The sequence below is a fragment of the Vibrio sp. 99-8-1 genome (assembly GCF_013114595.1).
GTDB lineage: Bacteria > Pseudomonadota > Gammaproteobacteria > Enterobacterales > Vibrionaceae > Vibrio.
The window spans coordinates 46,717-69,676 of record NZ_VTXE01000026.1; the positions used below are offsets into that span (position 1 = coordinate 46,717).

At 41.8% G+C, this 22,960-nt stretch carries 18 protein-coding genes; 12 read left to right on the forward strand and 6 right to left on the reverse strand.

Features of this window, described 5'->3' with window-relative positions; genetic code table 11:
* Positions 1-187 precede the first annotated feature (187 nt).
* The 4 genes from F0227_RS14780 to F0227_RS14795 all read right to left on the reverse strand — a co-directional run bounded on the left by F0227_RS14780 (position 188) and on the right by F0227_RS14795 (position 4,987).
* Positions 188-916 carry a glycosyltransferase gene (locus tag F0227_RS14780; protein WP_171754034.1) on the reverse strand — a complete coding sequence of 243 codons (729 nt, stop codon included), beginning with the start codon at positions 914-916 and terminating at the stop codon, positions 188-190.
* Positions 917-1,161: 245 nt separating this feature from the next.
* Positions 1,162-2,493 (reverse strand): sensor histidine kinase, encoded by a 1,332-nt coding sequence (locus F0227_RS14785; RefSeq protein ID WP_171753999.1) that lies wholly within the window; start codon positions 2,491-2,493, stop codon positions 1,162-1,164.
* Entirely contained in the window at positions 2,483-3,142 is a 660-nt protein-coding gene (locus tag F0227_RS14790; RefSeq protein WP_171754001.1) for a response regulator transcription factor, read from the reverse strand. Before F0227_RS14790 ends, F0227_RS14785 begins: the two co-directional genes overlap by 11 nt.
* A 108-nt stretch (positions 3,143-3,250) precedes the next feature.
* Positions 3,251-4,987: a DEAD/DEAH box helicase gene (locus F0227_RS14795; protein ID WP_171754035.1), complete on the reverse strand. Its 1,737-nt coding sequence runs from the start codon at positions 4,985-4,987 to the stop codon at positions 3,251-3,253.
* A 79-nt stretch (positions 4,988-5,066) separates the two neighbouring features.
* Between F0227_RS14795 and rsuA the strand changes: the two genes are divergently transcribed.
* From rsuA to F0227_RS14815, 4 genes are all read left to right on the forward strand, one after another.
* Positions 5,067-5,762 carry a 16S rRNA pseudouridine(516) synthase RsuA gene (gene rsuA / locus F0227_RS14800; RefSeq protein ID WP_171754003.1) on the forward strand — a complete coding sequence of 232 codons (696 nt, stop codon included), beginning with the start codon at positions 5,067-5,069 and terminating at the stop codon, positions 5,760-5,762.
* 90 nt (positions 5,763-5,852) lie between these two features.
* Positions 5,853-7,046: a Bcr/CflA family multidrug efflux MFS transporter gene (locus F0227_RS14805; protein WP_171754004.1), complete on the forward strand. Its 1,194-nt coding sequence runs from the start codon at positions 5,853-5,855 to the stop codon at positions 7,044-7,046.
* Positions 7,046-7,714, forward strand: coding sequence for a DUF2913 family protein (locus F0227_RS14810; RefSeq protein ID WP_171754006.1), 669 nt, complete (start codon positions 7,046-7,048; stop codon positions 7,712-7,714). Before F0227_RS14805 ends, F0227_RS14810 begins: the two co-directional genes overlap by 1 nt.
* A 303-nt stretch (positions 7,715-8,017) precedes the next feature.
* Complete coding sequence (locus tag F0227_RS14815) at positions 8,018-8,356, forward strand: DUF3135 domain-containing protein (protein ID WP_171754007.1); 339 nt, start codon at positions 8,018-8,020, stop codon at positions 8,354-8,356.
* A gap of 62 nt (positions 8,357-8,418) precedes the next feature.
* On the opposite strand, the gene F0227_RS14820 is transcribed toward F0227_RS14815, so the two are convergent.
* The gene (locus F0227_RS14820; RefSeq protein ID WP_171754008.1) at positions 8,419-9,876 is read right to left on the reverse strand and encodes a DUF2867 domain-containing protein; all 1,458 of its coding nucleotides are present in this window, start codon (positions 9,874-9,876) and stop codon (positions 8,419-8,421) included.
* Between the two features lie 130 nt (positions 9,877-10,006).
* On the opposite strand from F0227_RS14820, the gene F0227_RS14825 reads away from it, so the two are divergent.
* From F0227_RS14825 to fabV, 8 genes are all read left to right on the forward strand, one after another.
* The gene (locus F0227_RS14825; RefSeq protein WP_171754009.1) at positions 10,007-11,386 is read left to right on the forward strand and encodes an MATE family efflux transporter; all 1,380 of its coding nucleotides are present in this window, start codon (positions 10,007-10,009) and stop codon (positions 11,384-11,386) included.
* 262 nt (positions 11,387-11,648) lie between these two features.
* Positions 11,649-12,320 (forward strand): ABC transporter ATP-binding protein, encoded by a 672-nt coding sequence (locus tag F0227_RS14830; protein ID WP_171754011.1) that lies wholly within the window; start codon positions 11,649-11,651, stop codon positions 12,318-12,320.
* Positions 12,301-14,751, forward strand: coding sequence for an ABC transporter permease (locus tag F0227_RS14835; protein WP_171754012.1), 2,451 nt, complete (start codon positions 12,301-12,303; stop codon positions 14,749-14,751). The genes F0227_RS14830 and F0227_RS14835 overlap by 20 nt, the downstream gene beginning before the upstream one ends.
* A 1-nt stretch (position 14,752) precedes the next feature.
* The gene (locus F0227_RS14840) at positions 14,753-15,859 is read left to right on the forward strand and encodes a lipocalin-like domain-containing protein (protein ID WP_171754014.1); all 1,107 of its coding nucleotides are present in this window, start codon (positions 14,753-14,755) and stop codon (positions 15,857-15,859) included.
* A gap of 553 nt (positions 15,860-16,412) precedes the next feature.
* Positions 16,413-17,552 (forward strand): Na+/H+ antiporter NhaA, encoded by a 1,140-nt coding sequence (gene nhaA / locus F0227_RS14845; protein WP_171754016.1) that lies wholly within the window; start codon positions 16,413-16,415, stop codon positions 17,550-17,552.
* Positions 17,553-17,858: 306 nt separating this feature from the next.
* Positions 17,859-18,485, forward strand: a complete 627-nt coding sequence (locus F0227_RS14850) for a TetR/AcrR family transcriptional regulator (RefSeq protein WP_171754018.1) — start codon at positions 17,859-17,861, stop codon at positions 18,483-18,485.
* A gap of 96 nt (positions 18,486-18,581) precedes the next feature.
* Positions 18,582-20,864, forward strand: coding sequence for an acyl-CoA dehydrogenase (locus F0227_RS14855; protein ID WP_171754019.1), 2,283 nt, complete (start codon positions 18,582-18,584; stop codon positions 20,862-20,864).
* A 188-nt stretch (positions 20,865-21,052) separates the two neighbouring features.
* Positions 21,053-22,255 carry an enoyl-ACP reductase FabV gene (gene fabV, locus F0227_RS14860; protein ID WP_171754021.1) on the forward strand — a complete coding sequence of 401 codons (1,203 nt, stop codon included), beginning with the start codon at positions 21,053-21,055 and terminating at the stop codon, positions 22,253-22,255.
* A 137-nt stretch (positions 22,256-22,392) separates the two neighbouring features.
* Here the strand turns inward: fabV and F0227_RS14865 are convergent, their stop codons facing one another.
* Positions 22,393-22,653, reverse strand: coding sequence for a GrxA family glutaredoxin (locus F0227_RS14865; RefSeq protein WP_171754022.1), 261 nt, complete (start codon positions 22,651-22,653; stop codon positions 22,393-22,395).
* Between the last annotated feature and the right edge of the window lie 307 nt (positions 22,654-22,960).

Here is a 22,960-nt window from a genome sequence, read left to right on the forward strand (position 1 = left end):
TTGTTACTCGCTTTGCGACTATATTGCTCAAGCCTGAAATCGAGCCCTCACCTTGTAAATATTGTTTAGCAATTGAGCATTTCAACGCTCGGCCGTATTTGGGCATAAAAAGACCCCAATAATTGGTGTCCAACTATTGGGGGTCAGTTCAGTTTTAGCCACTGGCTTTTTTATCTCAGGTTACTTGCTATGACTGGCTATAGTGACCAAATTCATACTTTATCTGACTATCTTTTAGTTCACCTTTAAAAATGCGGTGGGCATTTGCTCTTAGGTAGGTGAATCCCGTTTTAAATACGCCATCTTGATCAAGTCTTCTTGAATCAAAACGGAACGTCATGGGTAGAAAACGAAAACGCCAGGTTTTGCTTGCACGCTTTACATAGTCGCAGTCTTCACATAAATAAATGGACTCATCAAAGCCACCAATTGCTTTATGAATTCGTTTTGACGAGAAAATACATGCACCTACAGCGGTAGGGAAAACGTATTGAGTCGCAAAGAAGCCTAAATTAAACAGTCCGTAGCCAAGTTTATGCAACATTGGCAGACCTTCTGCGTTCATATAAACACCCGCTACCTCTAATCCTGTTTTTTCTAAGTTCTGATCTGCTTTTTCCAAAAAGCTCTCAGATAGACGCACATCAGCATCCAAAAATAGCAGTCGTTGATGTTTAGCAATTAATGCACCTTGATTGCGACCTAAACTGGCGCCTCGTTTGGTCATTTTATGAATAGTCAGCTTGGGTAAACGCTCTTGATACGATTTTGCAATTTCAATAGTGTTATCTTCACTATTTGAATCAACCAGAACCACCTCAAAATGTTGATTTGTTTGTTGGGTTATGTCCTCTAACAAACGACCAATGTTCTTTTCTTCATTCAATGTAATAATAACGATACTAATAGGCTTAATCATGGCAACATCCTTTCAACTTGTAGTGTAGGGATAGATTAAACGGAAAGGACTTAACCAAGCCTGATAGGATTGTTAATCTTCAGTTCATCTACAGTTGCCGTACTGAGTCGCATATAGAAAACTATGCTGCTCTCCTCAAACCTCTTTCCGATTGAATATAATCTGTATTAGAAGATCAACAGACCCTAGTGTCTTACTCTAAGTTAAGATGAGATCGATGTGATATAAATTGAGTTTGATAGCTAACAAGGCAGAGTTAATATCACTTTTAGGCCACCCAAAGAGGCGTGGTCAAGCTGTATAGAGCCTTGATAGCTCTCAACAATGTCTTGCACAATATTTAAACCAAGGCCACTTCCTGTTACTTTCTCATCCAATCGCGCCCCTCGCTGTAAGGCATGTTTGAACTGTTGTTCGCTAATGCCACAGCCATCATCTTCGATAATCAATTGTAATCGATGTTCAGAATAGCTTTCGCTATAGATACGAATTGTCGATTTGGCCCATTTGTAGCTATTCTCTAGCAGGTTTCCAAGCATTTCATCCAAGTCATTTGTATCAACATTCACCACTATATCGTCATCAATTTCATTGATCATCAGTATTTCTCTATGGGCGTAGACTTTATCAAAAGCGATATTGATGGCTTCGATTCTTTCTGCAGGAGACGATTTAACCGAAAGAATAGAACTAGAACCCGCGAGACGAGCTCGGCTGAGGTGATAATCGATGTAATGCTGAATATTATTAACGGGCACAAGCAGAGGTTGTTGCTCTTCTTCTGGGTAATGCTTTATCTGGTTTTTGAGTACAGTGAGAGGGGTTTTAAGGGCGTGAGCCATATTGCCTGTATGGTTTCGTGCTCTTTTTAATAACTCTTGATAATGAAAAAGAAGGTCATTCAAGCTGCTGGCCAATGGCTCGATCTCTTTAGGGTAGTTACCGTCAATTCGGTTAACTTCCCCAAGTTTTAGTTTGATCAGTGCTTGTTGTAATTTCGTCAGGGGCTGTAGCGACCATGTGAGCTGAAAAGCAACCAGCACCAGTACGCCAACAAATAGCAAACCGAGAATAAACCACAGTACTCCAGTTAGTAAAACAACGCTCTCTTCTATTTCGTCGTTATCTAAAGCAACCTTGATTTTCACTTTACCTAAACCATCGATTTTGTACTTATCAGAAACTTGGATAATTTCGTGATATTTATCCTCAAATTTATCGGTTAGGTCTTTATCTCCTAAAGAGGGAGATTTAAAGGTGTTGTCGTCGGTTTCTATCTGCCAAAATCGGCTCTGTTTGTTCTCATACAGTTTGGAGTTAGAGATAATAAAGTGATCGGTAGTTGGTAACTTGTTCTGCTTTAACAGTTTGTATAACTCATCTTGAGTAAATTCGAGTTCACTTTTTGCATTTTGCTCAAGTTGATAATTAATTAGCAAAGGAATAACGATGCCTGCGATAGATACCATCAAGCTTAACCATAATCCTGTTACTAATATGAGTCGATTTCGTATACTAAAATGAGCAAACAGATTGCTGAGATACTGTTTACAGGCGTTCAATTTACTCTGCATTTAATTGGTATCCTAAACCCCGTACCGTTTTAATTCGTTCTGAACCCAGTTTCTTACGTAAACGGCCGATAAAAACCTCAATGGTATTTGAATCTCGATCAAAATCTTGTTTGTAAATGTGTTCTACTAACTCGGTTCGTGAAATGACTTTGTCTTTATTGCGGATAAAGTACGAAAGGACCTTGTATTCTAATGCGGTAAGAATAAGAACGGTTCCGTTCAATGATATTTTGGAGCTAACGGTATCAAGAGAGAGAAGACCTGCTCGAATGACGGGAGAAGCGGTTCCTGATTGACGTCGAATTTGTACTTGCAGTCGAGCAATTAGTTCCGGCATTTCAAATGGTTTTATTAAATAATCATCTGCCCCTTCATTGAGACCCTCAATACGTTGAGTTAGTGTGTCTCTGGCACTTAATATAACGATAGGAACCGTTATCCCTTCGTCTCTTATGCCTTTTAAAACCGCAATGCCGTTAAGCTTAGGAAGGCCGAGATCCAACACAATGGCGTCCCAGGATTCTGAGGTAGCACGATAGAGAGCATCAATACCATCCATTGCATTTTCTGTGGTCCAACCCTCTTGCTCAAGAGAGTGACCCAGTTGCTTGGCTAAAGTAATGTCATCTTCAACAATTAGAACTTTCATTTAATTCACATTATTCGTGGTTACACATTTGATTACAATACTACAGAAAACATGAACAAAAGCTGAATGTGGAGGCATAATTTGCTTTGTTGCTCACTGAGATGCGAATTATTGTGACAGCTCATCGGCGAAAACAATATCCCTGAGCTTCCAAAATCGTCCGGATTTTCGTGCTATCACAAATTGCGGCAATCTAAATCGGTGCTGATTTTGCACCACTTTGCTTGGTGAACTGTCATGGAAAGGACGGTGGTGATCCGCTAGGAATGGTCGTACAAACTGAGCAAAAAAGGCTTTTTTCTGCGCTTTGGTGGTGAGAGACCAAAATTGATGCACCTGAACGTGATCATCTCCAATATAGCTGACTTTGAGTTGATTATTCCCAGAAGGGCCTTTGTGAGTCGAGAGTTGCATGTCTCGACATTCAAAAACAAGGGCATCCTTGAGGTTAAGTGCTTCACGTAGTTTTTTATCAGCATCGACAAGGGTGGCATCGCATTCGTGGCATATACGAGCGGCGATATCATTATCTGCACCACAATCGGGACAATACTTGGCTCTAAAGCGATAACCACAATGCGTTCGTTCGCCGTTCTCTTCTTCGAAGTATCCCTGACAGCGACGGCCGTAATGTTCAATGAGAAAACCGTTGTTGTCTAACTTACCCCAAAAGTTGTTATTGAAACCACAAGCGGGGCAGGGAATGGTGACAATGTCACTATCGCTGTCTGGTTTAGGGTTGCCAACTTCAGGTTGATAAAGGTCATAGCTATTACCCGCGTAATCTAACACTAAGCACTCTGTTTTTCCTTCTGACAGTCGTAAGCCTCTTCCGACGATTTGTTGGTAAAGGCTAATGGATTCTGTTGGCCTTAAAATGGCGATTAAATCCACATGAGGTGCATCAAATCCGGTGGTTAGAACAGAGACGTTAACGAGATATTTGATCTGCCGATTCTTAAATCTCTCAATGATGTCTGAACGTTCAGGGCTAGGTGTATCGCCAATGACGAGTGCAGAGTGCGGTTGCGGCAGTAGGGAGAGGATCTCCTGAGCATGACGGACAGTCGCTGCGAAAATCATGATGCCTTGTCGATTTTCTCCATGGGAGATAATCTGCTGCACAATTTGTGGTGTGGCTCGTTTGGAGTTCTCAATTACTAAATCTAAGTCAGACTCTTTATAGCGTCCGGTATTGGCGGGCACAAGCTGAGAGAAATCGTAACTAAGTACCGGGGCATCAATCAGCTTGGCGGGGGTTAAAAAACCTTCATCCAGTAGATAACGAATAGGGAGCTCGAATATGCAATCTCGGAAAAAACGAGCTTCTTCACTGCGAACTTGGCCTCGCGTGTGGTACTGATATATCCAGCCCATTCCTAATCGATATGGCGTCGCGGTTAATCCCAAGATCTTAATTTCTGGGTTCTGTTCAGTTAAATGACTTATGACTCGTTGATAACTGCTTTTTTTATCATCAGGAACACGATGGCATTCATCAATGACTAGCAAAGAAAACTGTTGAGAGAAATGCTCTAGATTACGAACGACCGATTGGACAGAAGCAAACACCACTTGTTGATCGGTCTCTTTTCTACCAAGTCCCGCTGAAAATATCGCGCCTTTTAAACCATACCCTTGGTATTTCTCGTGGTTCTGCTCTACCAATTCTTTGACGTGGGCGAGCACCAAAACTTTGCCTTTAGCCAGACGAGCAAGTTCAGCGATCACTAAGCTTTTACCTGCACCCGTTGGTAAGACGATAACGGCAGGGGTAGATTGCTTACGAAAATAGTGAATAACCGCTTTTACCGAGTCGGCTTGATAAGGACGAAGTGTGTACATAGGCATTAAAAGTGTGAAATAGCTCAACTATTTTTAATAAGACGCTTATAATAAACCACTTAACTGAAAAGAGGTATTCATGCGGTTAGATAAATTTTTGTGTGACGCATTAGGCGCTACGCGCAAAGAAGCGACAAAAATCATTAAAAGTGGTGACATCACGGTCAACGAAAAAGTACAGAAGAGCGGTGCTTTTAAAGTGACAGAAGAGAGTTGTGTGGAGTGGCAAGGTAGAGAAATTAACAGGCACGGGCCTCGATACATTATGCTGTATAAACCACAAGGTTATGTCTGCTCTCATGAAGATGGCTTTAATCATACTGCCTTTGTATTGCTTGATGAAGTGAATATGGACAAACTGCACTTCGCGGGCCGCCTAGATGTAGATACCACGGGCTTAGTGTTGATCACAGACGATGGTAAATGGTCACATAAGATCACATCGCCAAAACACAAGTGCGAGAAACGATATCGGGTATGGCTTGTGGACGCCGTTGAAGATGACTATGTGCAGCAGTTCCAAGCAGGTATTGAGCTAAGAAATGAGCGTGAAGCGACGTTGCCCGCTCAACTTGAGATTATCGATTCACACCAAGTGTTATTAACCATTACCGAAGGCAAGTATCATCAAGTTAAGCGAATGTTTGCGGCGTTAGGTAATAAGGTTGAAGCACTGCATCGAGAACAAATCGGTAGCATTGAATTGGATCATGAGTTAGAACCTGGAGAGTATCGCTATTTGTCTGAAGATGAAGTTAATTCGATTTGGCGCTGATTCTTTTATGACAAGTGAGTGAAAACATATTAACATATTAAGTAAACCTTATACTTTATATATTTCCAATACCGACTATTCAGGGGGCATATGACTCAGAGTCAATCCACACAGCTTAGCTTGCTAATGTTTATTATTTTAGGCGCTATTGGTGCGTTAACACCACTGGCCATAGACATGTATTTACCGGCAATGCCAAGTATTGCTAAAGAGTTGGGCGTTGAAGCCGGGGCTGTGCAGATCACCCTTACCACATATACTGCCGGTTTTGCCATTGGGCAGCTACTGCATGGACCGCTTTCTGATAGCTATGGTCGCCGGCCAATACTGCTGGCTGGTATATTTTTGTTTGCGATTGGTTCAATCTTATGTGCGGTATCCAGCGATATTGAATCGCTGAAGTATATCCGCGCCGCCCAAGGTTTTTCTGGTGCTGCCGCTGCGGTGATTATTCAAGCTGTCGTTAGAGACATGTTTGATAAAGAAGACTTTGCCAGAACCATGTCTTTTATCACTTTGGTGATGATGGTTGCTCCTCTTATTGCGCCTATGCTGGGAGGACATTTAGCAGAGTGGTTTGGTTGGCGTTCTATCTTTTGGGTGCTCACTTTTGTGTCTGGTGTGGTTATTGCTGCAGTTATGTGGAAGATCCCCGAAACACTCGCCGTAGAGAAGCGACAGCCGCTACGGTTTAAGACCACGATGCAAAACTATATGCGGTTATGTACCAACCCCGTCGCTATGGGATTGATCTTTTCTGGAGCATTCTCTTTTGCGGGGATGTTTGCCTTCTTAACCGCAGGGTCATTTGTCTATATCGATATATATGGAGTTAACCCTTCAGACTTTGGTTACCTTTTTGGTTTAAATATTATCTGCTTAACGTTAATGACCAGCCTGAATGGTCGTATCGTTAAGAAAATGGGTTCGAAATGGATGTTAGCCTTTGGCATTAGTATTCAGCTTATAGCTGGCATCGCCCTGTTTTTTGGTTGGTTGGCGGATATTGGTTTATGGGGCATTGTGCCATTTGTTATGCTGTACATTGGAACTATGTCAACGATTGGTAGTAACTCTATGGCACTGCTGCTTACTAACTATCCTAGTATGGCGGGTACGGCGTCATCTTTGGCAGGAACACTTCGTTTCGGTACAGGATCTATTATTGGTGTTGTGGTTGCGATGCTGCCAAGTGGAAATAGTGCCTGGCCGATGATTTTGGTTATGACTCTGTGTGCGGTTTGTTCCGCGGCTATGTATTGGTTTTTAGGAAAAAAAGCGTAATGACATCTTATTATATTGAAATACAAAATCTGGTTAATACTGCGTTAAAAGATGTTGGTGAACAGCATAGCAAAGGCAAATTGATAAATGCGCCTATTAGTAATACTCATTATATGGTTCGTTGGGTCAGTAAAATGCTCAAAGCTCAAACTTTTGACCGTTGTGTGCTTGATGACTTAAAGCGTTGGCAGAAGGCAGGACGTAGTAAAGGGACTCAATCTGAGTTGATATTTACTTTTGAAAATATATCGAAATTTTACGCTAAACATATGCCTGTTGATGTCGAGCCGAAACCAATTTTGGATTCGCAAATTGATGCCTTTTTAGAACATATGTATCAGCTGGGTTGGAGTTACTGCACAGAGGATCCCGTCACCGATAAGTTTCAGGTATTTACCGATGGAGATAACTCTCTCGTCTTGTGTGCCAATCAGTGTGATGACTGTTTTGAAGGAGGCTCTGAATTAGTGAAACCCATGAGTTTCTACGTGAGAGGAAATCATGCAGAGTTTATTGAACAAGCGACTAATGCGGGTTTTCTACTGCATAAGCGAACCAAGTATAAATCGAAAGTAAAATATCATGGTGAGTACCTTGTTTTCCCTAGCAATATGGGCAACCAGTTAGCGGAAATTCCATTGAGTTTTAGTCAATCGAATCGAATGTAACGGAAACAATGTTATTTAAGCATAGTTAACCGTAACAACATTAAATAGCCTTTATTTCATAACATTATACTCAAGTGACCTCAAGGTGCTTGTTCAGCGAGAATTTATTGGCTGCTGATCAAGGCACTGATTTGAACGCATAGTCATTCTACGGCAAGAATCAGTATATAAGTATGTGCAATAAAGGCTATTTGATGAAACTAAGACATTTTACGTTTTAATTTAATGTAAAATGCTGTCGTAGTGCCACTGTTTTTCCGAGTTTAATAGTGTTTGATTTAAATACTATTAGCGAGTGAGTTTATGGGCACATTAGACGATGATAGCAAGACTAAGCTACCTAGTTTTGATGAACTGGTGAATCTAGCAAGGGAAAATCCCGACAGGTTTGATCAGTTAAAACAGTCCCTATGCGATGACCTTATCGCTTCTTCCCATACTGATAATCAACCACGACTTCGCGCCCAACAGAGTCATATCGATCGCCTAATTAGTAAGGGAAAAAATGCAAACCACGTCAATGTTTTACTCTATAAAGAGTTGATGAAACAACTGGGTCGCTTCAAACAGAGTTTGCTTAGTAGCAGTGAGACAACCAAGGATAATGTGCTCTCTTTTACCGCGAAAAATAAAACGGATTAAATAGAAACAACGTTATTTTGATCTAGTTATACTTAAGTGATCTCAAGGTGTTGCTCTGAATCCTACTTCTTGAGGTCACTTGAGTATAGCATGCTGCTTTTTTTATCAATGGCTTTTACCATGCCTTGAAAAATAAATAGGTGTGCAGGCATCATAGCAAACCAATATAGCAAACCTCTAAACCCTTTCGGGTGCCACCATGCTCGCACATCAAGCTCTCTATAATCACCATGATCGGTGATACTGCACTCCAGCCTACCTAATCCCGGAGCTTTCATGCCAAACAGCAAAGAGACAAAGCGATTCTTCTCGCAACGAATCACTTTCCATGAGTCGATATGATCTCCAACTTTTAGTTCAGGACCCGCAGGACTTCTTCGCTTAGGAGCGCCACCGCCGACAAATAGATCCAGCCATTCTCGAGTACGCCACAAACTATTCGCGAAAAAGTACCCCTCTTGCTTACTGCCTATTTTCTCGACAATTTTCCATAGATCTTCAGAACTTTGTTGTGTACGCAATGTTGAACCTGCGTTTTTTGCGTAATAGCCATACCCTGCCTGCCAGCGTTTTAAGGCTGCTGGATCAAATCCCCAAATATTATTGCGGATACATTCACCTTCTGCTTCTACTGCTGCTAATACCGCATCTCGATAACGAACCAGTGGTTGGGGATATTTTTTGCGAATCTCTTGAGAATCTGCAATGTAGTCATGCTCTAATCCTGCCAATAGTGCTCGACCAATATTTGAAGGGACAGAGGTGACCAATCCTAACCAATAAGAGGCCATTTTGGGGGTTAACAGTGAAGTGGACCATAATCGAAGTGGTCGTTTGATGGCTTCACAAATGACCGCAAACTGCTCTCGGTAAGTGAGGACATCAGGACCGCCGACTTCATAGTAAAGATGACCGTCTGGTGACTCATCTAGCTGTGCTAATAAATAGAAATTTAAATTTTCTAATGCAATAGGGTTGGCTTTGGAATCAACCCACTTGGGGGCAATTAATATGGGCAGGTTATAGGTGAAATCTTTCATAATTTCAAAAGCAGCAGAGCCCGGCCCAATAATAACTCCGGCTCTGAGCTCTGTAACAGGAACCTCTGCTTGGCGAATGATTTCGCCGGTCTTTTTTCGTGCTAACAAATGGTCTGAGTTACCAGTTTGAGGTTGTATGGCACTTAAATAGACTACATGCTTGACTGTACTTTGGATAAGCGCGTCTTTGAAGTTAATGGCAAGAGATAATTCATAATCTAAAAAGTCATGACCGTGAGCCATTCCGTGTACTAGAAAAAATACCAAATCATGGTTTTTAACCACTTCTACGGTCTCATTTTTATCGACGAGATCTAAATAACGGATTTGTAGATTTTGATGAGCTTCGACTCGGGCGGTAAGGTAATCAATATTTCGTGAAGCTGCCGTAACCTGATGGCCGAGTTGAAGTAAAAGAGGTACTAACTGAGAACCAACATAACCAGAAGCACCTAATACTAATATCCGCTTTTTATCCATATTGATAACAAATCCTTTTTATGGTGATTGATGCGTATTGAGAGTAGAATAGCCACTCACTCCGTTGCCACTTTTTGTAAACTTTAACTCATAAAGTTTATATCACGATTTTATCTGCATTGAGGTTTTAATGAACAACACCTTATCACTAGTTCTTAAGTATACAAAAGGTGATTTTTTACGTCGTCTGTTCGCCATTGCCATGCCTATTGCATTGCAGAATATCATGTTTTCCAGCCGTGGTTTGGTGGATGTCTTGATGCTGGGACAGTTAGGAGAAGCTGATATTGCCGCTGTTGGTGTGGCCAGCCGTGCGATGTTCGTGACCACTATTATGCTGGTTGGGGTTAATACCGGAGGCGCGCTGCTCACTGCACAATATTGGGGAGCAGGCAATAAAGAAGGGGTTAGAGAGAGTACCGCGTTAACTTGGATTATTGCTAACGGTTTTGCGTTATTAACCGTGACACTATTTATGCTCTTCCCTAGTCAAGTTATGGGGCTTGCTACAGACTCTGCTGAAGTTAATAGATTGGGTAGCGAATACATAGTGATCACGTCGCTAAGTATGTTTGCGGTTGCTTGTGTGAGTAGTATGGCCGTTGGTTTAAGAGCGATGCACAAACCTGGAGTAAGTACTTTTTTCAGTGGTATCGGCATACTTTCTAACGTCTTCTTGAACTGGGTATTGATATTTGGTCACCTTGGTATGCCAGCAATGGGGATCAAAGGGGCTGCCATCGCAACAGTGTTAAGTGGTGCTATAGAGATACTCTGCTTATATTCTTATCTCTATTCCAAAAACCATCTACTGGCATTTAGAATGTCAGATCTGCTGGCGGCACTACGAGGAAATAATGTTTCAAGATTCTTGCGTTTGTCATTGCCTACCACTTGTAACTTCTTTATGTGGGCGGCAGGTATGTTTGCCTATCATGCCATTATGGGACAGACAGGGGTGCAGGGACTGGCGGCATTATCAGTTATGACTCCGGTAGACTCGATCGCGTTGAGTTTACTTATCGGTACCTCTACCGCTGCTGCTGTATTAACTGGTAACCAGATCGGTGCTAAAAACTATCAAGCCGTCTATTACCAGTCTGTTGGCTTGTTATTTATTAGTATCGCAATTGGCATAGGTGTTGGCGTGGTACTCTATTTTGTTCAGGTTCCTATTCTTGACTCGTTCAGTGCATTAACGGAAGAGACTCGTCAACTAGCCGATAAGTTTATATTGGTGTTGTGTGGCGCGATGGTGATTCGTTCTATCCCGCTGACGTTGGTCGTCGGGGTTCTGAGAGCCGGAGGTGATGTTAAATTTTGTCTTTACCAAGATATGATTACTCAGTGGTTCATCGGCATTCCAATTGCAGCTTTTTCTGCTATTTATTTAGGTCTTAGCCCGGAGTGGGTTTACGCTATGTTCCTGTTGGAAGAAGTCGTGAAATGTTTTACCGCCACCAAGCGCCTAAAAAGTCGCAAATGGATCAGAAATTTAATCGAACAGTAGCCAGTTGCTAAATGACGGTTTGGCTAGACAACTAAAATTGAAATGGTTGTAAAAATCGCTAGTTAAAATAAACAGTTAGAGGTAATTAGCTAAGCCGTCTATTTCTTTCGTTTTGCAAAATAAATTGGTTAAAAAGAGAGCTATGTCTGCTCTCTTTCTGTTTGGCATTTAAATAGTGTGATCTGTTATTCAAAATACTTTCAGATTGTAAGGTTTTAGTGTAGATTCACTATCCCAATTTAGAATTGTAGAGAGTGCGTTAATGCTGAAACTGGAGAACCTGAGTAAAGGCTATGTAGATGGAGGTGAATTCCATCCTGTACTTCAGGGCGCAGAGTTAGTATTAAAGCAAGGTGATCAGTTAGCGTTAATGGGGGAGAGCGGTTCAGGAAAGAGCACGCTGCTCAACTTGATATCGGGATTGGATATGGTAGATTCAGGAGAGATAATATTTCCTGATTTTGTAATGACCAATAGCCCAGAGGTTAAAAAAACCGCATATCGTCGCAATAATATTGGTCATGTTTTTCAACAGTACAATCTACTTCCCACTTTGAATATTGCCGATAACATTCGGTTTTGTCGCCAGCTTAAAGGCTTACCTGAAGATAAAGGTTTATGGCGGCAGATTGTCTCTTCACTTGATTTAATGGCACTGCTCGGGCGTTACCCTGAAGAGGTTTCCGGAGGGCAGCAGCAACGTGCTGCAATCGCGAGAGCTCTTTATATGGAACCTAAACTACTGTTGGCCGATGAGCCTACAGGGAGTTTAGATGAACGTAATGCTGAAGCGGTTATGCGCTTATTAACGTCCTTAGCAAAGCAACTAAACTGTACACTTTTGTTAGTGACACACAGTGAAAAAGTCGCACAACACATGAACGGTTGTATAAAGCTACAAGGGGGACAGTTGCATGTTATCGCCCGTAGTTAAATCGCTACTGGGGCATTACCGTCGACACCCTCTTCAACTATTGTTAGTACTGTTTGGATTGACTCTTGGTGTATCAATATTTGTTGGTGTTACCGCGATAAATCATCATGCAAAACAGAGTTATTCCAGTGGTGAAAAGCTGTTCGCTACGCCACTACCATATCGAATTACACCGAAATACAATGCCAATCGAATCCCTCAAGGGTTTTACATTCAGCTTCGTCGTGAAGGATTTAATCAATGTATGCCCATTGATTCGATGCAGCTGGAAAGCAGTCGCGGTGAAGATCTTTCTATTATCGGCATCGACCCTGTTGCTATGCTGGAGCTCAGTTCAGCCGCAGGGATTAAGCACCCCTCCTATTTTCAATTAATGCAAGAAACGCCTCCTGTTATGTTAAGTAGCGAGTTGGCCACTTACTTAGGGAAAGAGGTTGGTGACTACATTGATCTCAATGATGGCAGCAAGCTTGGCCCTATTATATTGGATAGCGAAGGTGGCTTAAATGGCACATTAATAGTGGCTGATATTGCATTAATCCGACAGTTAAAGAGAGAGGGCGGTTTTTCATCTATTGCTTGTGCTCCAATGCCGGAGAAAAAATTAGCCAAATTAAAGCAGTTGATCCCAAATGGAATGGCGTTAGCGAAAACCTCCAAAGCCGAACTTGAATCTTTAACTCAAGCATTTCATATGAATCTCTCTGCGATGGGAATGCTGGCATTTGTCGTTGGCTTATTCATTTTTTACCAAGCGATTTCATTGTCCTTTATTCAGCGACAGCCTATGGTGGGTATACTTCGCCAGACAGGGGTGTCGGGCTGGCAGTTGTCCAAAGCGCTTATGCTAGAGCTGTTTTTACTCATCTTGTCTGGTTGGATTTACGGTAATGTTTTTGGCTTGATGTTGGCGAATAAGTTGATGCCTTCAGTCTCAACCACGCTCTCTGATCTATACAATGCAAATGTGGGACTAACCATAGAGTGGGATTGGTTATCCGTGTTTCAAAGCTTGTTAATGGCTGTGCTTGGGACCGTTCTCGCCTGTAGCTGGCCGTTAGTACGATTAATACGCTCTCAGCCTATTCGTTTATCCGCTAGGCTCTCTTTAGTTCGTTTTGCTGGTAGAGAGTTTTCATGGCAGGCACTGGTCGCGTGTCTATTCTGTATTATTGCATTTGCCTTGTATCAGATATCAGACTCAGCGGAGACTGGCTTTATCATAGTGGCGCTACTGCTTATCAGTGTTGCTCTGTTTATGCCTTTTGTTATCTTCGAACTGTTTAGCGTACTCTCATTCTCGCTAAAGTGGGTAAAAGTGCGCTGGTTCTTTGCCGATGCTGCCGCTAGCATGAGTTATCGTGGCGTTGCGGTAATGGCCTTTATGCTGGCGATGTCTGCCAATGTTGCAGTAGAAACCCTTGTTGGCAGTTTTAGAGAAACAACCGATAGCTGGCTAAATCAAAAATTGGCGGCTGACGTTTATATTTATCCTACGACTAACTCGGTAGGTCGTATGGGATCTTGGCTGATAAAGCAGCCTGAAGTTGAAGATGTGTGGTGGCGTTGGGAGAAAGAGATCTCGACAGATAGCGGCGTTATTGAAGTGGTAAGTACTGGGGATAGCCAATCAGAACGAAATGCGGTAACGGTTAAGCTTGCAATACCTAATTCATGGTATTACTTAAATACTTCTCGTGGCTTAATGGTGAGTGAGTCCATGGCGGTGAAAGATGGTTTACGGCCGGGAGACTATATTGCTTTAGATAGCTCTGCTGCAAGCTGGCAAGTCGTCGGGGTTTACTACGATTATGGCAACCCGTATCGTCAAGTTCTGATGTCGCATAATAATTGGTTAAAACACTATACCGGCCAAGGCAATGTGGGGTTGGGCGTCGTACTGAAACCCGATGCCGACGAATCGTTATTACTTGATCGTCTGCAAATTACACAGCGAATGTCGACAGAACGGATATACAACAATAAAGATATTCACAGTCAGGCTATGCGTGTGTTTGATCGAACATTTGTCATTGCAGATACCTTAGGTAATTTGACATTAATTATTGCTGTGTTTGGGATCTTCTTCGCCACGATTGCGGGAGAAATCTCCAAGCAGAGAAATATCGCCTTGCTACGATGCTTCGGCATGTCAGGAAAAGAACTGGTGTTGTTGAGCTGTTTGCAGCTGTTCGTTTTTGGTGTGATATCTGCAATTGTTGCCATGCCTCTAGGGGTCGGATTGGCACAAATACTGGTGGAAGTTGTATTGAAAGAGTCTTTTGGCTGGACTATGCACTTGTATGTTATTCCATGGGAGTATTTTAATACCTTTATGTGGGCAATGCTGGCTCTTGTCATTGCTGGAGCAATACCGGTCATTGGTATGGTGAAACGGACGCCAATGAAATCGCTACGGGATGCTTTGTAGTATGAAAAGAAAGATCGTATTTCGTTCAGCAATAGTTGCAGTACTTCTGGTAAGTATCGCTGCCGTCGTTTCCTATTTTCAACAACAAAAACCCGTTAAAGTTATTGATGAACTGACTAATGTATACGGTATAAATCCTACGGCTACATTTGAGCCTGTCTTGCCTAATCATCCCGTTGAGCTTCCTAGAGATTTTGCTTTTCATCCAGAATTTCAGAATGAAAAATGGCAGTATTTTGCAACGCTAACGGATAAACAGGGTAACCCTGCCAGTATTCAGTGGACAGTTATCCGAGTATCACGCGATGAGTCGCTTTTAGGCGGCTGGAAAAACTCACAACTATTTGTTGCTCAGGTTGTGGTGAGCTATCAACATCGAGTGTGGAAACAACAACGACTTGCTAGAGGTGGTGTCGGTCAGGCGGGGCTAAGAACTCGACCTTTTCGATTGTGGATAGATAACTGGTCATGGAACTCTCTCGGGATTGCTCCGCTTCCCGGTATACTAAAGGTCGCCACTGATGATTTTTCTTTCTCCTTAAAATCTTTGGCTACCTCGCCATTTTTGTTGGCAATGGAGAATGGTTACCAGCAGGAGCAGAGTTTATTACCCATCGCTTCTTACCAATTTTTTATGCCGCGTATACGTGTTGCAGGTAAGTTGCAGATCAACGGTAAGCCGTTTGATGTGGCTGGCAACGCGTCTCTAACCAAAGAGTGGCATAGTGATCCAGCCATTGAGAAGCTACAAACTCAAACACAGATTGATGTACAACTTGATGATGGGCGTTACTTAAAGATAAAGCACAATAAACTACCGTCACTCCCTGTTTACAGTTATGGAACTATTGTCGATAAAGAGGGTAAAAAATTAGCCCTCAACCACAATGAGATAAAGATGAAACCGACCGTCTATACGAGGTTGGCGAATGGAAAACTTCTCCCGTTAGAGTGGCAGATTAGCATAGCGAAAGAGCGCCTCTCTGTGACCATTAAGGCTTTGAACAATGAAATGTGGCATGATTTCATTCAACCTTATTGGCAGGGGCCTATAACGGTATCCGGCAGCTCATCGGGTAAAGGTTCGTTAAAGCTTTCTGGCTACTAGTTCATTGTTATATTCAACTGACCTCAAGGTGCTTGTTCAGCGAGAATGTATTGGCTGCTGATCAAGGCACTGATTTGAAGGCATAGTCATTCTACGGCAAGAATCAGTATATATTGGTTTATTACAAACCGATGCTGATACCCCTTAACACTTCTTTTATGGCATACACTTGATAAATAGCCGAGAACTGCTCGTCGTCAGAGAATGACTCTGCCTCCCGCTAAATCCTTTTATTTGAAATGACTTGGCTACTTGACTCTTGTTTACAAATAATTTTCTCCTCTTCGCCAAAAATCATCTAAGATTTCAACAGGGTATTTCTATAAATTAAATTTATGCACTAAAATGCTTATATTCTATATGAATATGTTTTCCACAGTGGTTGAGTCTGCTTTTTCTGCTCTGTGAATGAGCAGCTAGATTGGAATGTTCGGATAAACCGAAGTTATACTTCTAAACAATCGATTATTCCTGTCTTTGTATGAGTTATACACTGCGCGTTATTGGTTTTTACGAAATATATGCAAAAAATTATAATAATGAGGTAGGGATTATGAATGACGTCATTCGTGATTTTTTTAAGATGGAATCCGCTGGTGGTATTTTATTAGTTATCACCGCAGCGATAGCGATGATCATTGCGAACTCAGCCGCAGGCGAAGCTTACTATGCAGTGTTACATTCGTACTTTCTTGGGATGTCAATTTCACACTGGATAAACGACGGCCTAATGGCGGTGTTCTTCTTATTAATCGGTTTAGAAGTAAAAAGAGAGTTATTGGAAGGGGCGTTGAAATCAAGAGAAACGGCCATTTTCCCCGCGATTGCAGCGGTAGGTGGCATGTTGGCTCCTGCGCTGATTTACGTGATGTTTAATATCAATGATAGTCAAGCTATCCAAGGTTGGGCTATTCCCGCCGCGACTGATATTGCTTTTGCTCTTGGTATCATGGCACTGCTTGGTTCTCGTGTTCCTGTTAGTTTAAAGGTCTTCCTATTGGCCTTAGCCATCATTGATGATTTGGGTGTTGTGGTGATTATTGCTCTGTTTTACAGCAGTGATCTTTCTACATTAGCACTGACGGTTGGTTTCATTATGACGGGAGTTCTGTTTATGATGAATGCCAAACATGTCACTAAATTGACTTGGTACTTATTAGCAGGATTTATTCTTTGGTTTGCAGTACTTAAGTCCGGTGTCCATGCAACGTTAGCAGGTGTTGTACTAGGCTTTGCGATTCCTTTAGAAGGAAATGACAAAGAAGATTCGCCCCTTAAACATCTAGAACACGCATTACACCCTTATGTCGCTTTTGCTATTTTGCCTATCTTTGCCTTTGCAAATGCGGGGATATCATTAGAAGGGGTCTCTCTATCTGGACTAACGTCAATGTTACCTTTAGGGATTGCATTGGGGCTACTGATTGGCAAACCTTTAGGTATTTTCAGCTTTAGTTGGCTAGCGGTTAAATCTGGTGTTGCTAAGTTACCAGAAGGTATTAACTTTAAACATATATTTGCGGTATCTGTGTTGTGTGGTATTGGATTTACTATGTCGATATTTATCTCTTCACTGGCATTCGTTGGTGTGAGTGCAGAGTTTGATACCTATGCAAGACTGGGCATTTTGATGGGCTCAACGAGTGCTGCCGTTATCGGATATGTTCTGTTAAGAATGACATTACCAAAATAATAGATGAAAAAAAGCCCAATCCAAAAAGGGATTGGGCTATACAAACATAGGAGTTTTAATAAATAAGAAAAAAGCAGTATGTTGAGTAAAACAGTTAAAAATCAAGTACTACCACTCGGTAACCTTCTCAATGCTCTGTTCACTACAGATATTCTGACCCGCCTTCACTGAAACAGTTCAATTTAATTTCTCTTTTATTTCAAAATTTTTATTTTCTATTAAGCATCATAAATGTGATGTTGCGTACTTGTTAATATCTTGTTGAGGATGTATATTTCAAACAGTTGTTTGATACGGTTGATTGAAATGGCGCAAAAAAATAAAACAAAAGACAAAATTCTTGATGTCGCTGAGGGGCTATTTGCGGAGCAGGGCTTTAATGATACTTCTCTTAGAGCGATTACTAGCAAAGCGAATGTGAATCTAGCGTCGGTTAATTACCATTTTGGAGACAAGAAAACCTTAGTACGTGCAGTGCTTGATCGGTATTTAGAGGCTTTTATGCCAGCGGTAGGGGACGCGTTAGTGGAGCTGAACCAGCGAGATAATTATCATATGGAAGAGGTTTTTGAAACATTAAAAGAGCCACTTCTCCGACTAGATAACGTGAGACCTAATGGTGCGAGTCGATTTATGTTACTGGTTGGCAGAGGTTATACCGATGTACAAGGGCATTTGCGTTGGTTTATTACCACTCGATACAGTGAAGTGTTAACTCAATTTAGTAACTCTATTATAAAAGCAGGACCAGATTTAACGCCTGAAACTCTATTTTGGCGTTTGCATTTCACCTTAGGAACATGTGTTTTCACTATGGCTTCTAGCCAAGCATTAGCTGAAATCGCATTTAATGATTATGGTCAAGCGGTTGATTCTACTGTTGTCATCAACCAGTTGATTCCATTTTTAGCGGCGGGTGTTGCTGCTGATTGATTTGGTTTGATTTTTAACCATGTTTAATCGAAAACAATTTTAACTCAATAACTTAAAGCAATAATAAATATCTAATAGAACAAAAGGATCTGAACTATGTGCTCTCTACGTAGAAAGTGGGTCAGCGACCCAGCATTTAAGATGTTTAAAAAAGTATTACCACCGCTATCTGACACTGAAAAAGAGGCAATGGAAGCGGGTAGTGTATGGTGGGATGGAGAGCTATTCTCTGGTTCGCCTGATTGGCAAAAGCTGCATCATTATCCTAAGCCGACATTAACGGCTGAAGAGCAGTCATTTATTGATAATGAAGTAGAAACACTGCTTGAAATGATCGATGACCACAAAATCGTCAAAGAAGATCGTGATTTACCAAAAGAAGTATGGGATTACATTCTTAAAGAACGCTTCTTCTCGCTGATTATTTCTAAAGAGTATGGTGGTAGAGAGTTCTCTTCTCATGCCAACTCAACCATTGTGTCAAAAATTGCAACGCGCAGTAACAGTGTGGCTGTCAGTGTCATGGTTCCAAACTCATTGGGACCAGGTGAGCTAATTACTCACTATGGTACACAGCAACAGAAAGATTACTGGTTGCCTCGCTTAGCAGATGGTACCGATATTCCTTGTTTTGCATTAACTGGCCCTGAAGCGGGTTCAGATGCCGGTGGCATTCCTGATATGGGTGTTGTTTGTAAAGGAATGCATGAAGGCAAAGAAGTGCTTGGTATGCGCATTAGCTGGAATAAGCGTTATATTACTCTAGCGCCTGTTGCAACGGTTCTTGGATTAGCATTTAAACTGCAAGATCCTGATGGACTGTTGGGTGACAAGCTCGATCTTGGTATTACGTGTGCACTTATCCCTTCTGATCACTCAGGCGTAGAGATTGGTGAGCGTCATGACCCACTAGGGCTTGCCTTTATGAACGGACCGACTCGTGGTGAAGATGTCTTTATCCCTATGGAGTGGATCATTGGCGGACAAGACTACGTAGGTAAAGGCTGGCGTATGCTAGTAGAGTGTCTTTCTGCCGGCCGTGGTATCTCATTACCAGCAATGGGGGCAGCGGTTGGGCACTTAACGACTCGTACAACAGGTGCATACGCTTATGTACGTAAACAGTTTGGTTTACCTATTGGTAAGTTTGAAGGTGTAGCAGAAGCTCTAGGGCGAATCGGTGGGCTTTCTTACTTACTGGAAGCGACACGTACACTGACGACCACTTCTCTAGACTTGAAAGAGAAACCAGGGATAGTGACCGCCATTGCCAAGTATCATATGACTGAAATGGCTCGAACGGTGCTTGATGACTCCATGGATATTCATGCAGGTCGTGGTATTCAGCAAGGTCCAATGAACTACTTAGCCAACTTCTATATCGGTGCGCCTGTGGCGATCACGGTAGAAGGTGCCAATATTCTAACGCGAAATCTGATGATATTCGGACAAGGGGCAACTCGTTGTCATCCTTATGTGTTGAAAGAGATGGAAGCGGCGGCCAATCCTGATACTGAACAAGGTGCAAAAGAGTTTGATGAACTGCTGTTTAAGCATATTAAACATGGTGCTAAAAATACCTTTGGTTCTTTGTTTGCTGGCTTAACAGGATCTAAATTTATCAAAGCGCATATGAGTGGACCAACTAAGGTTTATTATAAAGATCTGACTCGAGTGAGTCGTGCTTTGGCATTGAGTTCTGATGTTGCCATGGCAACATTAGGTGGCGACTTAAAACGTAAAGAGATGATTTCAGCTCGTTTAGGTGATGCATTGAGCTTCCTATATATGGCATCGGCCGTGTTGAAAAAGTATGAAGATGATGGGCGTCAACAGAGTGATCTAGATTATGTTCATTACGGCGTACAGCACTGTCTATATAGTGCCGCTAAATCGTTGCAAGAAGCGTATGACAACTTCCCGAGTAAAGTTGCCGGTTCTCTATTAAGTGGCTTAGTTTTCCCTCTGGGTAACCGCTTCAAGAAACCATCGGACAATGTGACGGTTCGTATTGCGGAAAGCGTAATGACGCCGGGCGCTCATCGCGACCGTTTAACTCACTTATGCTATATAGGTAAAGATCCTGATGATTCCATTGGTCTAATGGAAACTGCCTTTATCAAAATGTATGAAATCCGTGGTTTAGAGCGTAAGCTAATTCAAGCGGCTAAAGAGGGTAAAGTGGCAAGAAAAGGCCCACTAAAAGAGAGATTGAAGCAAGCATTTGACGCTGGTGTCTTCACTGAGCAAGAAGTGAAACAGATCTTGGAAGCAGAAGCGATTCGCAGTAAAGCGGTACAGGTGGATCACTTTAGTCATGACTTTTCAGAGACGTTAACGCACAGTCAATCAGCACCAAAATTGAACAGTGTTGCCTAGATAACTCGTAGCGTAATAGCAAAAAGCACCTCAAATGAGGTGCTTTTTTACCTTAACAACTCCAACCACTTCAAAATTAACAGCAAATTAAAAGAAAGTAGATGCGATTTGTTGGCTAAACTTTTATCCTAACGGCAATCATAAGGTGATGCTAACAAGCAAACCTCACTTATAAAGGACAGTTGAACATGATCATTAAACCTCGAATTCGTGGATTTATTTGTACTACTACTCACCCTGTAGGTTGTGAAGTTAATGTAAAAGAACAGATTGAATACACAAAAGCACAAGGGCAAATAAAAAATGCTCCTAAGAGAGTGCTTGTTGTTGGTTCTTCAAGTGGCTATGGTCTCTCTTCTCGTATCGCCGCTGCATTTGGTGGTGGCGCGTCAACCATTGGTGTGTTCTTTGAAAAAGCAGGCACAGAGAAAAGAACGGGTACAGCTGGTTTTTACAATGCTGCTGCATTTGATAAGTTGGCGAAAGAAGAAGGCTTATATTCGAAAAGTTTAAATGGTGATGCTTTTTCTAATGAAGCGAAGCAAAAGACGATTGATTTAATTAAGCAAGATCTTGGTCAAATCGACATGATTGTTTACTCGCTGGCGTCCCCAGTTCGTAAAATGCCTGAAACGGGAGAAGTGATCCGTTCAGCTCTAAAACCAATTGGCGAAACCTATACCTCAACCGCGGTTGATACTAATAAAGATGTCATTATTGAAGCGAGCGTTGAGCCAGCAACAGAGCAAGAGATTCAAGATACCGTTACGGTAATGGGTGGAGAAGATTGGGAGCTGTGGGTCAATGCGCTTTCAGATGCGGGCGTATTAGCAGAAGGCTGTAAAACGGTAGCGTATAGCTATATTGGTACAGAGCTCACTTGGCCGATCTACTGGGATGGTGCATTAGGTAAAGCTAAAATGGACCTAGATCGTGCGGCAAGTGTATTAAATGATAAACTTTCTGCCACTGGTGGTAGCGCTAATGTTGCAGTATTAAAGTCGGTTGTTACTCAAGCAAGCTCCGCGATTCCTGTTATGCCACTATACATTGCTATGGTCTTTAAGAAGATGCGTGAAGAGAATGTGCATGAAGGCTGTATGGAGCAGATTTATCGCATGTTTAGCCAACGTCTATATAAAGAAGATGGTTCACAAGCTGAAGTTGATGACTGTAACCGCTTGCGATTGGATGATTGGGAACTACGTGACGATATTCAACAGCATTGCCGTGAGTTGTGGCCACAAATTACCACAGAGAATATAAAAGACTTAACGGATTATGTTGAATACAAAGAAGAGTTTCTAAAACTATTTGGCTTTGGTGTTGAAGGGGTCGATTACGATGCCGATGTCAACCCTGCGGTTGAATTTGACGTGATTGATATTTAAACGAACGCTATGGTTAAGTAAGTCGTTATTGACTGTGTAAAGTTACGACTTACGTATATCAAACGAGTTCGCTGGAAATCGTATTACAAAAAGCCCGCAAATTTTGCGGGCTTAGTTTTATCTGAATTTTGATACTTTTAGTAAAGGTCTAAATTCTCTTTAGCGTACGCTTCAAATTCTGTGCAGCCGCCAATATGATCTTGGTCGACAAATATTTGAGGTACTGTTTCAACGGGTTTACCAACGGTTTTTTCAAGATCAGCTTTGCTGATGCCTTCTGCATGAATATCAACATAGCGATAGTTGAAATCATCGCGTTTCTCTTTTAATGATTCGGCAATATCTTTTGCTCTAACGCAGTATGGGCAACCAGGGCGTCCAAAAATAACAACAAACATTCACTTTCTCCTAAACTTTTTATAAGACGATTCTTTTTACAATAATCATCTTAATAATTATATGGCTGAACGGGATGAACTAACTATGCCTTAAGCTACCAAGAAAATAAAGCTTGAATAACCTCTGGATCCAATAGGTAAAACCTATTTAGCTCAAATTGACAGTAATAGAGTGATAATAGACGATATTTTCACTCGGCAGAGCCAGTTTAGGAGGCTTTAAATGGCAGGTAAAGATACCGTGTAAGCTAAAGCAAGGAGTTTTAATGATGGCCAACATCAACAGTGTGAACGCTAACAAGTTTCT

Coding starts and splice junctions, on each gene's coding strand:
- F0227_RS14785 (WP_171753999.1), bottom strand. CDS start 2,493: ATGCAGAGTAAATTGAACGCCTGTAAACAGTATCTCAGCAATCTGTTT.
- F0227_RS14790 (WP_171754001.1), bottom strand. CDS start 3,142: ATGAAAGTTCTAATTGTTGAAGATGACATTACTTTAGCCAAGCAACTG.
- F0227_RS14795 (WP_171754035.1), bottom strand. CDS start 4,987: ATGTACACACTTCGTCCTTATCAAGCCGACTCGGTAAAAGCGGTTATT.
- rsuA (WP_171754003.1), top strand. CDS start 5,067: ATGCGGTTAGATAAATTTTTGTGTGACGCATTAGGCGCTACGCGCAAA.
- F0227_RS14805 (WP_171754004.1), top strand. CDS start 5,853: ATGACTCAGAGTCAATCCACACAGCTTAGCTTGCTAATGTTTATTATT.
- F0227_RS14810 (WP_171754006.1), top strand. CDS start 7,046: ATGACATCTTATTATATTGAAATACAAAATCTGGTTAATACTGCGTTA.
- F0227_RS14815 (WP_171754007.1), top strand. CDS start 8,018: ATGGGCACATTAGACGATGATAGCAAGACTAAGCTACCTAGTTTTGAT.
- F0227_RS14820 (WP_171754008.1), bottom strand. CDS start 9,876: ATGGATAAAAAGCGGATATTAGTATTAGGTGCTTCTGGTTATGTTGGT.
- F0227_RS14825 (WP_171754009.1), top strand. CDS start 10,007: ATGAACAACACCTTATCACTAGTTCTTAAGTATACAAAAGGTGATTTT.
- F0227_RS14830 (WP_171754011.1), top strand. CDS start 11,649: ATGCTGAAACTGGAGAACCTGAGTAAAGGCTATGTAGATGGAGGTGAA.
- F0227_RS14835 (WP_171754012.1), top strand. CDS start 12,301: ATGTTATCGCCCGTAGTTAAATCGCTACTGGGGCATTACCGTCGACAC.
- F0227_RS14840 (WP_171754014.1), top strand. CDS start 14,753: ATGAAAAGAAAGATCGTATTTCGTTCAGCAATAGTTGCAGTACTTCTG.
- nhaA (WP_171754016.1), top strand. CDS start 16,413: ATGAATGACGTCATTCGTGATTTTTTTAAGATGGAATCCGCTGGTGGT.
- F0227_RS14850 (WP_171754018.1), top strand. CDS start 17,859: ATGGCGCAAAAAAATAAAACAAAAGACAAAATTCTTGATGTCGCTGAG.
- F0227_RS14855 (WP_171754019.1), top strand. CDS start 18,582: ATGTGCTCTCTACGTAGAAAGTGGGTCAGCGACCCAGCATTTAAGATG.
- fabV (WP_171754021.1), top strand. CDS start 21,053: ATGATCATTAAACCTCGAATTCGTGGATTTATTTGTACTACTACTCAC.
- F0227_RS14865 (WP_171754022.1), bottom strand. CDS start 22,653: ATGTTTGTTGTTATTTTTGGACGCCCTGGTTGCCCATACTGCGTTAGA.